Genomic DNA, 12,968 nt, shown 5'->3' with positions numbered 1-12,968 from the left:
CAACCATAAATAAACTGGACAGTCATGTCCGGGAGATCGACTAATCTGTGAATGGTAGTTTTTGGGTAGATATGTTATTAGAAAAATGATACGTTAACGGGGGATTTACAGCACGAATGTTCGTATTTATTAAACGCTATGGCAGCTCATATTCTTAATAATGGGAGATGGTACGGCATCGACAACAATTCGGGTTACAGAACAAACGTTATTGGCGCTGGCGAGGTTGGGAGCACTATCACGGTCGACATGGACAAGGAATCGATACATACAACAAACAGCCTCTTTTGGGATACCAAAGGTAATGAAGTCTTGGGCGCTACCGCACTTCCGCATTACGGAGCCTTTGTCTCCGAAGATAAATGCCAGCTATTTGGCGATGTCTCAGGGTATCTGTGCTCCCATGGAGCACTGAAATTATAGCCTTTTAAGCAGAGTAAGAGTATGATACGAAGCATTAAAAAGAGAGGGCGTCCGTAACCACCATCTCTTTATTTGTTTCGTCACTATACTAATCCAGCAACCCATGGACTTACACTGAGTAACTATGAAATTCTCAAAATTATGGATTCTTTTATTAGTTCGAATTGGTCGTTGGTTAATATTTTTTGATTTCTTAATTTATATAAATTTTTTATTTCTTCAGAGACATAGAATTCATCTCTATTTTTCTCCAATAGCTTTGTTATTTTTGAAATAATAAAGCCTATCAAAATTAGTTCTAGTAATTTCGCTGTAAGTATGTGGATTATTTGCACAGTTCTTAAATAATAGTTCACATTTATTAATTCTTGCAGTTTCCCAAGTGACCCCGACATCGGGAGCGAATAATTTATGCCAATTGAAAAATATAAGAAATCGTACATCTTTAATTTCAATTCACTATGATCAATCACGTTTACGTATTCAATCCAAAGATCATAAAACATTCCAAAAATAATGCTTGGTGTTACAAGCATTAAAATTAGCAAAAAAATCAATGCAACTCCCTGATATTTTGGATTAAGCCTATTGAATTCTTTGTCATTCTTTATAAATTTAGTAAGCTCTATCAGAACTACAACAACAAAAAATAAGATTTGAGCAGTTAATAAAACAACCATTGCTGTGAAAATCGTGATAAATACTCCTTCATTTTTTTCAATAAAAACAGATTGTGCATTCAGACCAAACAATAATAACACGTTTTGTAGTATCCAGTTTATTGGTGATGCTGAATAATAATAAAACAAAAAATTCTTCTTTATCTTAAAATAACATATGAAACTAGCTGAAACTAAAAGTAAGTAAATTGTAGAAAATAAACCAAAAAGCAGCCAAGACATTGGATACGTCCTCCTTATAAGCAATATTCTGAATTCGTCTACCGTCTTATTTTTCGTTTTTCATAGAAAGAGAAAGTTGCTTTAATTTAGGAGCAAAAATAAGCCGTCCTCAAATTGTAGGACGGCTCATGATGACTAATATAGTTCCAAACTTTCTTTACTGGTTCCATACTTTTTTATTACCAGACAAAACGTACCCTACAAGCTCTTCCCTTACTCCACCGTAACACTCTTCGCCAGGTTACGCGGTTTATCCACATCGTGACCCAGGGCCAGGGATGTGTAGTAAGCCAGCAATTGCAGCGTTACTACCGACAGGGTCGGTGTCAGCAGCGGCAGGGTCTTCGGAATGACGAAGGCCTGGTCAACGGATTTGAGCAGGTCGGTGACATGCTCTTCGTGGGTGATGGCGAGTACTTCTGCACCGCGTGCTTTCACTTCCTTGATGTTGCTGACCGTCTTCTCAAGAACAGCTTCCTGGGTCGCCAGTGCGATGACCGGGATGCCATCTTCGATCAGTGCCAGTGTACCGTGCTTCAGCTCACCCGCAGCGTAGGCTTCGGAATGAATATAGGAGATTTCCTTCAGCTTCAGCGAGCCTTCGGTAGCTACGGCATAGTCTACGCCGCGGCCGATGAAGAACAGATGCTTGTTGTCGGAAATTTGCTCAGCATAAGTCTTGATCGCGTCCTTCTGCGCCAGGATCGTTTCAACCTGCTCCGGCAGAGCCTGCATAGCAGCGAGAATATGAGCGACTTGTTCAGCAGTCTGTGTGCCGCGTACTTCCGCCAGATAGAGCGAGAACAGGGCCAGCGCGATCAGCTGCGAAGTGTACGCCTTGGTCGAGGCTACAGCAATTTCCGGTCCGGCCAGTGTTACGAGCACATCATTGGCTTCGCGGGCGATCGAGCTGCCTACCACGTTGGTGATAGCCAGTACGTGAGCACCGTTGGCTTGCGCTTCACGCAGTGCTGCCAGTGTATCGGCGGTTTCACCGGATTGGCTGACCACGATGACCAGCGTCTCAGGAGAAACGATTGGCGAACGGTAACGATATTCGGATGCAACATCATTTTCCACCGGAATACGTACGAGTGATTCGATCATTGTCCGTCCGACAAGACCCGCATGATAAGCGGTACCGCAAGCCACGATCTGGATATTGCGGATGTTCTTGATTTGCTCTTCCGTCAGGCTAAGCTCCGGCAGGATTACCTTGTTACCTTCCGCGTTAACACGGCCGAGCATGGTGTCGCGGTATGCTCTTGGCTGCTCATGGATTTCTTTCAGCATGAAATGCTCATAACCGGCTTTTTCCGCAGTCACAGCATCCCAATCGACAGTAATCATTTCCCGAGCAATAAAATTGCCTTCAATCGTCATCAGTTCGACAGCATCCCGTGTCAGTACAGCCATTTCGCCGTCGTTCAGGATGTATACGTTACGGGTATATTTCAACAATGCAGGAATATCGGAGCCGATAAAATTCTCGCCTTCCCCGATCCCGATAATCAGCGGGCTGGCTTGACGCACAGCTACGAGCTTATCCGGTTCATATTCCGTCAGAACGCCAAGGGCGAACGCGCCGCGCATGTAGGTGATCGCTTTCTGTACAGCCTTCACGATATCCCCTTCATACTCACGGGCGATCAGATGGGAAATAACCTCAGTATCCGTCTCGGAAGTGAAATGCGCTCCTCCGGCCATCAGTTCTTCTTTCAGCTCCAGATAGTTTTCGACAATGCCGTTATGCACGACCGAGAACTTCTGGCTGTTGTCGGTATGAGGATGGGAATTAGCGTCGGATGGTTTTCCGTGCGTCGCCCAGCGGGTATGCCCAATGCCGGCGCTGCCTGCAAGCGGGTGCTCTTCCAGCTTCGATTCCAGGTTAGCCAGACGTCCCTTAGCTTTAACCACCTGCAGGCCTTCCTGTGTAAATACAGCGATGCCAGCGGAGTCGTATCCACGATACTCCAGCTTCTTCAGGCCCTCTACCAAGATTCCCTGCGAATTCTGATTACCAATATATCCTACAATACCACACATAATAAATTCCTCCGTCCAATTATCGTATATGGGAGGCGTCAGGAAAGAAACGTGCCGTGCGGCATGTATATGAGAACAAGCTATTATTCAATTGTGCACTTTCGGGAGCAATAAAATAAATGTACTATGGCTAAACGTACCTTTGCATACACCGTTCATGAAATGCACAGTCTTCTTCTCTTGCCGAGGCAGAACCTTCCTTGATTCTGTCCTGATCGCGCATACCCATGAATGTTATGAAATGTGGCACCCACAGAAACGTTGTGTGCAGGGTCGCCCCCGCATTTTCCGGTTCTGTTTACGGCTCTGGTGCATCACCGGGAGGTCCCCGCCGAACATTCCGAACACCTCCACCTCGTCAGCTTGCTGCTGCCGTGATCCGTTCCTCCGGCCGCCTGTCGGCTGCTCCGGTCTCCCTTCTCCCCCGCGCTAGTGCAAGCTCTGGCGCTTATGTTGCTGGTCTAACCTCACAATCCCCGCTTTCCTTCTGAAATGACACTTAATCATTATATGCACCTGACATCATTTTGGCAATGCTGTAAAGCATGTATAGTCTTGAAATATTTCACTAAAATTTCAGCGGCAGGACATTTGACACGCAAATATCCGCTGCCGCTGAAAAGTTATTACTCCATTATTAAACCAATTGCTGCTGCACAACCTCAACAATTTGCCCCACATAAGCATCCAGTTCATCTTTGTCCGGACCTTCAGCCATAACCCGGATCAGCGGCTCGGTACCGGAAGGACGCACGAGCACACGGCCGTTGTCACCCAGCTTCGCTTCAACATCGCTGATTGCCGCTTCAATTGCCGGATTGTTCGGATAGTTGGTCTTATCCTGCACCCGTACATTGACCAGAACCTGAGGATACTTCGTCATCATCGACTTCAGCTCGCTCAGCTTCTTGCCGGAGGCCTTCATAGTGTCCACCAGTTGAATGGCGGTGAGAATACCGTCGCCGGTCGTGTTATAGTCGAGGAAAATCACATGTCCGGACTGCTCGCCGCCCAGATTAAAGCCGCCCCGGCGCATTTCTTCCATTACATAGCGGTCCCCGACCGCCGTTTTGGCTGTATTCAGCGACAATTTCTCGGCGGCCTTGTAGAAGCCGATGTTGCTCATCACTGTGGATACAACCGTTCCGTCCTTCAGCTTGCCGGCCCGGTTCATCGCTTCTCCGCAGATAAGCAGGATGAAATCGCCGTCCACTTCGTCGCCGTTCTCATCGATAGCAATCAGCCGGTCGGCATCTCCGTCAAATGCAAGGCCCAGGTCGGCGCCATGGCGCAGGACTTCCGCACGCAGCGTCTCCGGATGCGTCGAGCCGTAGCCGTCATTGATGTTAAGGCCATCGGGCTCCGCACCAATCGCAATAACCTCCGCACCAAGCTCTTGGAACAGCCGCGGTGCCAGTTCATAAGCCGCGCCATGCGCACAGTCCAGCACGATCTTCAGCCCCTCAAAGCTCTGGCCAATCGTTGTCTTCAAATACTCCAGATAGGCATATTTGGCCGCATCGTCGACTTTAACCGTTCCCAGTCCGGCGCCTACCGGGCGCGGCAGATCATCCTTCTCCGCATCCATCAGCTTCTCGATTTCAAGCTCCGTCTCATCCGTCAGCTTGAACCCATCCCCGCCAAAGAACTTAATGCCGTTATCTTCCACCGGATTATGCGAAGCGGAGATCATCACTCCCGCATCGGCCTTCAGCAGTCTTGTAATATATGCTACCGCAGGCGTTGTCACTACACCCAGGCGAATGACTTCAGCCCCAATCGACAACATCCCGGCTACGAGCGCCGATTCCAGCAGCGGTCCGGAAATCCGTGTATCCATACCGATTACGACTTTAGGCTTCTCCACGTTGCCAGCCAGCACATATCCTCCGCAGCGGCCGATACTATAAGCCATTTCTGCAGTCAATTCCCGGTTCGCGACCCCGCGCACACCATCTGTTCCAAAATACTTACCCATCTGATATCTCCTTTATTATGCCGCAATTAGCTTAATGAATGTTTCGTATAAAATATTCCGGTAGCCTTGCTCAGGTGTACGAATGAATAGACGCAACTTCCCATGGAAAGTTACGTTTCTCCGTTAGTGGCGGCATTCCCATTCTCTCCCCCAGAAGGTGAGCTGCTGGGTACAGCCGGTGCCTCCGAAGGCGTCGGGGAAACCACAGCCGCCCCCTCCCCGGTAGGAGAAGGCTCCGGCCCTATCTCATCTCCCGTAACCGGCTCCGCGCTTGGCTCCGGAGTACTTGTTGCTCCGCCCTGCGCCGGCGTGCTCTCAGGTGCAGTAGCGGGCGGCTGCAGTTCGACCGTGGCCGTAAGCGGCTCGGCAGCATCTACAAGGGAGATGAAGCGAGGCAGTGAGACCTGCAGGGAGACCTGATGCCCGCCAGCGGACAGACCGCCGACATCAGCCACAACGCTGATACTGTCCTTGTCCAGTTGATCGAGCAGCGTCGGCGCTCCCGATACCGTGAGGGTCAAGGTCTGGGCAGCCGGAGAGACAATACTCCCCGTCAGTCCGCTGCCGACCCCTTCCAGCCTGATAGGAATGCCCTCTACGGTCTTTTGTGTAATCTCTGCCGCCGAGATGGACACATTTACTTTGGCCGGTTCAATCCTTGCCGTTCCCTCTGGAGGCTTAAGCTCCACCTCCAGCTGTCGGGTCCCGGCGGCGTCCAGGGCACTTAAGTCAACCGTCGCCTCATAGGTCGACAAGGTCGCCAGTGTCTCTTCGGATCCGTAGACTGTCACAGTGTCTTGCTCGGGCGTTACCCGGGACAAGGTCAATGAGCCGGGCAGCTGGCCCGTAAAGCCGATGTCAAGCGGCAGGGTTTTGCTCGGCAGCGAAATCGGCAGCTCCACCGATACGGTAGACGGCTCAATCACTGCATTTTGGATTTCATTGCCGTCCTTGTCATAGGCGTGCAGCCGGAGCTTACGTTCCGTGAATGTATCTTTCTCCCCGTCCAGCTCAATCGTCCCCTCCACCTTCGCCACCGTCTCCAGTTCACTCGCCGGCAGAGTCACTTCAACCGTATCCGGAGAAACAATCGGTGTACCGAGCTGATAGCCCTCTGCAGGCTCGCCGTTCGTTACAATGGTAACCGGAAAAGCTTTTGTATTGCGCAGCTCAATATGCACATTCACTTCATTGGGATTCATATCTAACAATCTGACGCCGTTCGGGAGCTCATAGTGCAGCGGAAGCGTGGTGTCTCCCGGTTCTATGCCTTCCAGGTCGAGCATGACCTTGTAATCATCCGACAGCTTGAAATTAAGGTCCGAGTTTCTGCCCGCCACTTCCAGCTCGACGTAATCGACATCCTTCGTTAGCACATACTTCTCCTCATCGAAATTGATGACTTCGACCTTCACATTCTCAATGAATTTAGTCTGTGTGCTGACGGTGGTCTGGTTCACCGGCTCGTTATCCACATGAACAATCGTCCAAAGAATCACAGCGAAGACAAGGGCCAGAACTTTATTGAAGTTATTATTCTTCATCCACTTATCCATGGTGCTTGTCCCCCCTCCGTTTCCAGAAAGCGGAGCTCTTCTCCTTCAGCGATGCAGTAGGACTGAGTTCCTGATGGAGCTTGGAAATCAGCGATTCTTCCTTAATATCACGTACAATCTGTCCGTTGATGGCCAGCGAAATCTGACCGGTCTCTTCGGAGACCACCACAGACACCGAGTCCGCCACTTCGCTTATCCCGATCGCCGCGCGATGCCGGGTCCCCAGTTCTTTGCTGATGAAGGGATTCTCGGACAACGGCAGATAACAGGCTGCGGCGGCAATCTGTCCGTCCTGCATAATTAGCGCCCCGTCATGCAGCGGAGTATTCGGGATGAAGATATTGATCAGCAGCTCTGAGCTGACGGCTGAACCCATAGGTATGCCTGACTCGGTATATTCGTTGAGCCCGGTCTTCCGCTCAAACACAATTAATGCCCCTATTTTTCGCTGGGATAAATAATTCAGGGCCTTAATGACCTCGCCGATCAGCTTGCTCGTTTCTTCGTCATTCTCTGAGCCTCTTCCGAAAAAGCGCCCGCGCCCCAGCTGTTCCAGCCCTCTTCGCAGCTCCGGCTGAAAGATAATAAAGATCGCAAAGATCCCGAACGTATAAATCTGGTTCATGAGCCATTTTAGCGTATAAAGATCCAGCACCGTGCTCATCGCCCAGATAAACACCAGCACGAGGATACCTTTGAGGAGCTGTACAGCGCGTGTGCCCCGGACCATATTGAGCACCTTATAAATTATATAGCTAACGATCAAAATATCGATGATGTCTTTTATAGTTTCTTTCCAGGTCAAGTCGGTAAAATAACTCATTGCCTCAAACCCCCGTCTGATCGAATATGCTGGGTTTATGTAAAATGTCTGTAAGCTCCGTATTTATATCTAGGTTATAACGTTCACGCCCCGGTTGCAAGTTTGAAGGATGCCGATTTCAACGGTTCCCAACAATTGGACAACAAAAAAGCGCCATCTTTCCGGAAAAAGAGGCGCGTAGATGAGGTTTCCGCTTCAGCGGCATCCCTTGATTTAACGGTAGGCAACTTCGGAGAACATATTCGTCACTTTATACCAGATCCAGCTTAATGCTTGGTCTATTTTTTTGGCTTGCCCGGAAATATGGGCGGTTGAAGCCTGATAGAGAGAACCATCGATCACAGTGACGTTTCCGTTCACTTCCCCGTATACCTGCGTCTTGCCGTTCTCCACCGTCAAATCTCCGGCCACGGTAGTACCGGTGGGAACAATTACAGTATCGCCTTGAATGACGACTTGATCCAGATTAGTGCCCCTGACCACAAGCTGTTTATCCTGATTCCAGAACGTTACCGAGCTCATAAGCATCACCAGAATAAAAACGGAAGCAGCGGTTAACGCCGGATGCCGCTTAATCCAGGTAACAAAAGCCCGCTCTTTCTTGGTTGCCGGCAATGCACTCATAATCCGCCCCACAAGATCATCGGAGGTGACGGGGTTATGGTGCATGAGCGAGAACATCAGTATATCGGTTTGTTCCAGTTCCTTGAACTTTGCACGGCAATCCGGACAGGATAGAAGATGCTCCTTCAATTCCCTCTGCTGCAGTTCGGGCAAGTCGTCATCCAAGTAGTCATGCATCATAGAGACGGCCAGTTTGCATTCCATAGGAGCCAATCCTTTCGTGAGTGCTTATTTCGGGCGGCTTAGTGACTACCCCAAGGCAGATCATACGACCTGCTCTCCTTCATACGTCGCTGCCGGAAATATGTTTCAAATTAAATCTGCATTTTTTAAAGTTTCGGACCTAATTTTTTGCGCAAAAATTCACGTCCGCGGTGCACGCGGGTCTTGATCGTCGTCACCGGCATATCCAGCACATCGCTGATCTCCTGCAGCGACAAATCCTGCAAATAACGCAGAATCATCACCGACCGGTATTTGACCGGCAAGCTGTCGATCGCTTCATAAATCAGCGTCTGTGTCTCGGACAGCAGCAGTTCCGTCTCCGGTGTCACATTGTCGCTCGGAATCATGGAATACCCGTCAATACCTTCCTGGTCATTCATCTCCGCATCCAGTGAGTACGTCGGCCGCCGCTTGCGCAGCCTGTCGATACAGAGATTCGTGCCAATCCGGTAGATCCAGGTCGAGAACTTCTGCTTGTCATCGTAACGGTCTAAATTCCGGTACACGCGCAAAAAGGTTTCCTGCACGATGTCCTCCGCCTCATGGCGGTTGTTCAGCATCCGGTAAGCCAGATGATATATCTTGTCTTTATACAGTTCCACAAGCTCGGCAAATGCCCTTTGGTCGCCCTTTAAGGCGAGCTTCGTCAATCTGCCTTCCAAATTCTCCACCTGTTAACTCCCCCAGACTTGCCGCCCTTGGTACTTCGACTCTATAAATATCCACGGTACAAGCATATAAATCGTAAAACATGTGGGTGTAAAAATCAAGAAAAGGTTGTTAGGCTCGGGGTAGGAAAAATAGAGTCGGTTCTGTCGGCATTCCAAAGAATATTTGGACCTCCGGCCGCTGTTGTCTCCGGATTTCCTCAATATAACCGTTGTCCACGGTTGAAATCCGGAAGACAAAGGCGGATGCATTCGCTCCTCCAGTTCCAAAATTCTTCTCCATGCCTCTCTTCCGCCTCCAATCCCCTACTCCCTCGCTAACATTGGAATAGGGGCACTGGGTGAAGCGGCGTTACACTCGCCGGCTTCACCCCTTGTTTTGGATTGAAGAAGCTAGATTAGCTTCTTCACCCGGTTGATTCCCCGCCTTCTTCTGCGGCGGGGGGAAGCGGCTACGCCGGCTTCTAACTGACAAACCCCACCACCTTCCCCGCCTCCTCTGCGGCGGGGGAAGCGGCTGCGCCGGCTTCTAACTGACAAACCCCACCACCTTCCCCGCCTCCTCTGCGGCGGGTGGAAGCGGCTGCGCCGGCTTCTTAACTGCAAAACCCATACCTTCCCCGCCTCCTCTGCGGCGGGCGGGGAAGCGGCTGCGCCGGCTTCTTAACTGCAAAACCCATACCTTCCCCCGCCCTCCCCAGCGGCGGGAGAAGCGGCTGCGCCGGCTTCCTAATAAAAAAATCCCCGCCACACCCTCTTAAAGGCGTGGCGGGGATTGATGTATCAACATCTACGGCATCAGCCGGTGTTCCGGAGGCCGGAGGCAATGCCGTTGATGGTGAGCAGCACCTCACGCAGCAGCTCGGCGTCGTCGCCCTCGGCCTCGCGCAGCGCGCGAAGCTCGGCGAGCAGCTGCACCTGCAGATAGCTGAGCGGGTCGACGTAAGGATTGCGCAGACGGATCGACTCCTGGATCACCGGAACATTGTCGAGAATATCCTGCTGGCCGGTGATCTTGAGGATCAGCTCCGAGGTCAGCTTGAACTCGGCTTCGATCTCACCGAAGATGCGGGTGCGGGCTTCCTCGTTCTTGCCCATGGACGCATACTCCCTGGCGATGACGAGGTCAGCCTTGGCAATTGCCATCTGCAGCGTATCGATTAATGTCGTGAAGAAGGAGAACTCTGCATACATATTTTGCAGGACCTTCAGGTTCTCTTCCTTCCCGTCGTAGAAGCTCTGGAGGCCGGTTCCAGCAGCGTACCACGCCGGCAGCAGATTACGGCTCTGCGTCCAGGCGAAGACCCAAGGGATCGCCCGCAGATCCTCAAAGCGGTCGCTGTTCTTTCGCTTGGAAGGACGCGAGCCGATATTCAGCTCGCCCACTTCCGGCAGCGGGGTCGACTCCTTGAAGTAAGCGAAGAAGTCCGGATCGCGGAAAATCAGATCCTGATATTTCTTCAGCGATACTTCGGAAATCCGTGAGACGATCTCTTCCCATTTATCCTCATAGAGATTGGCTTGCGGCAAGCGGGCATTGATCGCAGCTGTGACCAGCGCAGAGGTCGCCTGCTCCAGACTGCGGTAGGCGATTCCCTTCATCGAGTAGCGCGAAGAGATAACCTCACCCTGCTCGGTGATCTTGATGCCGCCACCGATGGTGGAAGCCGGCTGGGCCAGGATGCTGCGGTTCAGAGGCATGCCGCCGCGGCCAAGGGCACCGCCGCGGCCATGGAAGAATTTCAGGCGGATGTCGAATTTCTCGGCCATGGCTGTAAGTTCTTTCAGGGCAACGCGGAGCTCGTAGTTCGCAGTCACCACACCGCCGTCTTTATTACTGTCGGAATACCCGAGCATAATCTCTTGCTGATCATTCATAGCCCGTACTGCCTCGCGGTAGATCGGCAGCTTCAGCAGTCGCTCCATAATTTGCGGAGCATCATGCAAATCATCGATGGTCTCGAACAATGGCACTGCCTGCAGGGTGCAGACGACGGTACCGTCATTATCCTTGCGGAACAGGCCGACTTCCTTCGAGAATACCATCACTTCCAGAATATCGCTGGCCGCCTCTGCCATACTGATCAGGTAGCTGGTGATGCACTGCTTGCCGTATTCCTCTTGCAGTGTATACACCGTGCGGTATACCGCCAGACATTCCTCTGTGCTCTCACTGTACCGCTGGTACGGGGAGGTAAGCGGACGCGGATCGTTCAGCAGCTGCTCCAAGAGGGCAATCTTCTCATCTTCCGGCATCTGGCCGTAGTTCTCGGCAATATTCATTTTCGCCAAAATCTCGCTCATCGCATTCTCATGCTCTTTGCTGTGCTGGCGAATATCCAGCGTCGCTGTGTGGAAGCCGAACAGCTCTACCTGGCGGATCAGCTTCTTAATATAAGTATCCGCTACATAATCGGCATAGTGATGCCGCAGGCTGCGGTCGATAATATTCAAGTCCTTGATGAAATCCTCTGGTGACGCGTAGCGTTCCGGTGTGCCTTTTTTCTCATCATCGAGCACGTAATGGGTCTTGGCAATCATATAGGCTAATTTAATCCGGTAAGGCTCGTTGTCGTTATGCCACGATTTGGCCTTCTCCAGATTAATCATTTCGCGGTCGCTCTCAATGGATTGCAGCAGTTCAGGGGTCACGTTGACAATGCTGGTACTGAAGCTCAAATACTGCATCAGCTCCCGCATAATCCGCTGGTATTCACGAATAGCCAGCTTGCGCTGCAGCCGCAGCGTCTGCTCTGTAACCGAGGCTGTCACTGACGGATTACCGTCGCGGTCACCGCCGATCCAGGAACCAAAACGCAGATAGGTCGGTACATGCCAATGCTGGCCCGGATAATATTTGTTAAGACATCGTTCCAATTCTTGATATACATCCGGCAGCACCTGGAACAACGTTTCGTGGAAATAGTACATTCCGTTACGCACTTCATCGAGCACCGTCGGCTTACGGTCACGCAGTTCGTCTGTCTGCCAGAGCGTGATTACCTCATTCAGCAGCTTCTCGCGCAATTGCTCGCGTTCCCGGAAGGTTAAAGTAGGGTTATCCAGTTCCATGACGTCATCGGAAATCCGCTTATGAATATCAAGAATCGCACGGCGCATGGCCTCTGTCGGATGAGCGGTCATTACCAGCTCCAGAGACATCGTATTCATGATTTCATGGACATCCGCAGGTGAGAAATCACGCTCACGCAGCTCCTGAATGGCACTTTCAATCGAACCGGGCTGCACCGTCTCGCCAGCCGACCGTTCATAGTCGCGCTTACGGCGCACACGGTGATTCTGCTCGGCAATGTTCACCAGCTGAAAATAAATTGCGAATGCACGGATGACCTGATGCCGGTTCTCCGCATCCAGTGAGTTAATCATTTCTTTGAAATCATTGTGCAGTTCAGGCAAAAACAGTGAGCGCAGCGATTTGCTCGTCTCGCGGATCTTCTCCACGATCTCCAGCAGCTCGTTGCCGCCCTGGTGAACCAGGACTTCGCCCAAAATATTCCCCAGGAACCGTACGTCCCGCCGCAGCAGATTGTTGGAGTTGCTTTTGCTAACGGTAGTCGTAAGTTCAGTCATGCTGCTCCCCCCATTTCTTCCGGATCAATGTTCATGAACATTGTCTAAGTCGAAGCTTCCCATAGCATACAATAAACCGGCGGCAGCAGCTAAGGGTTTATTGCGCTGTAAAGCGTCGCAGTAACTACGATT

8 protein-coding genes and 1 pseudogene are annotated in these 12,968 nt (G+C 51.0%); 1 reads left to right on the top strand and 8 read right to left on the bottom strand.

The genetic code is table 11. The annotated features are described in order from the left end of the window. Positions 1-177: 177 nt before the first annotated feature. Positions 178-390 (top strand): annotated as a pseudogene (locus F1379_RS30370) (class I SAM-dependent methyltransferase); the annotation flags it as partial. 155 nt (positions 391-545) lie between these two features. Here F1379_RS30370 and F1379_RS20350 read toward each other — a convergent pair. The 8 genes from F1379_RS20350 to ppc form a co-directional block, all read right to left on the bottom strand. Continuing rightward, positions 546-1,325: a hypothetical protein gene (locus F1379_RS20350; RefSeq protein ID WP_150273238.1), complete on the bottom strand. Its 780-nt coding sequence runs from the start codon at positions 1,323-1,325 to the stop codon at positions 546-548. 213 nt (positions 1,326-1,538) lie between these two features. Then, on the bottom strand, positions 1,539-3,371 hold the full coding sequence (gene glmS, locus F1379_RS20345; protein ID WP_150273236.1) for a glutamine--fructose-6-phosphate transaminase (isomerizing): 1,833 nt from the start codon (positions 3,369-3,371) through the stop codon (positions 1,539-1,541). A 637-nt stretch (positions 3,372-4,008) separates the two neighbouring features. Continuing rightward, on the bottom strand, positions 4,009-5,349 hold the full coding sequence (gene glmM, locus F1379_RS20340; RefSeq protein ID WP_150273234.1) for a phosphoglucosamine mutase: 1,341 nt from the start codon (positions 5,347-5,349) through the stop codon (positions 4,009-4,011). A 110-nt stretch (positions 5,350-5,459) separates the two neighbouring features. Then, entirely contained in the window at positions 5,460-6,905 is a 1,446-nt protein-coding gene (locus F1379_RS20335; RefSeq protein WP_150273232.1) for a CdaR family protein, read from the bottom strand. Continuing rightward, complete coding sequence (gene cdaA / locus F1379_RS20330; protein ID WP_150273229.1) at positions 6,898-7,728, bottom strand: diadenylate cyclase CdaA; 831 nt, start codon at positions 7,726-7,728, stop codon at positions 6,898-6,900. Before cdaA ends, F1379_RS20335 begins: the two co-directional genes overlap by 8 nt. 213 nt (positions 7,729-7,941) lie before the next feature. Next, the gene (locus F1379_RS20325) at positions 7,942-8,556 is read right to left on the bottom strand and encodes a zf-HC2 domain-containing protein (protein ID WP_150273227.1); all 615 of its coding nucleotides are present in this window, start codon (positions 8,554-8,556) and stop codon (positions 7,942-7,944) included. A 125-nt stretch (positions 8,557-8,681) separates the two neighbouring features. Next, positions 8,682-9,248, bottom strand: coding sequence for an RNA polymerase sigma factor SigW (gene sigW, locus F1379_RS20320; RefSeq protein ID WP_150273224.1), 567 nt, complete (start codon positions 9,246-9,248; stop codon positions 8,682-8,684). 795 nt (positions 9,249-10,043) lie between these two features. Beyond that, positions 10,044-12,836 carry a phosphoenolpyruvate carboxylase gene (gene ppc / locus F1379_RS20315; RefSeq protein WP_150273222.1) on the bottom strand — a complete coding sequence of 931 codons (2,793 nt, stop codon included), beginning with the start codon at positions 12,834-12,836 and terminating at the stop codon, positions 10,044-10,046. Positions 12,837-12,968 lie beyond the last annotated feature (132 nt).

Origin of the sequence: Paenibacillus tepidiphilus (genome assembly GCF_008635795.1) — a bacterium.
Classification (GTDB): domain Bacteria; phylum Bacillota; class Bacilli; order Paenibacillales; family Paenibacillaceae; genus Paenibacillus_AQ; species Paenibacillus_AQ tepidiphilus.
Note: the sequence above shows the minus strand (reverse complement) of the source record. Positions and strands in the feature narration are given on the sequence as shown.

Coding starts and splice junctions, on each gene's coding strand:
- F1379_RS20350 (WP_150273238.1), bottom strand. CDS start 1,325: ATGTCTTGGCTGCTTTTTGGTTTATTTTCTACAATTTACTTACTTTTA.
- glmS (WP_150273236.1), bottom strand. CDS start 3,371: ATGTGTGGTATTGTAGGATATATTGGTAATCAGAATTCGCAGGGAATC.
- glmM (WP_150273234.1), bottom strand. CDS start 5,349: ATGGGTAAGTATTTTGGAACAGATGGTGTGCGCGGGGTCGCGAACCGG.
- F1379_RS20335 (WP_150273232.1), bottom strand. CDS start 6,905: ATGGATAAGTGGATGAAGAATAATAACTTCAATAAAGTTCTGGCCCTT.
- cdaA (WP_150273229.1), bottom strand. CDS start 7,728: ATGAGTTATTTTACCGACTTGACCTGGAAAGAAACTATAAAAGACATC.
- F1379_RS20325 (WP_150273227.1), bottom strand. CDS start 8,556: ATGGAATGCAAACTGGCCGTCTCTATGATGCATGACTACTTGGATGAC.
- ppc (WP_150273222.1), bottom strand. CDS start 12,836: ATGACTGAACTTACGACTACCGTTAGCAAAAGCAACTCCAACAATCTG.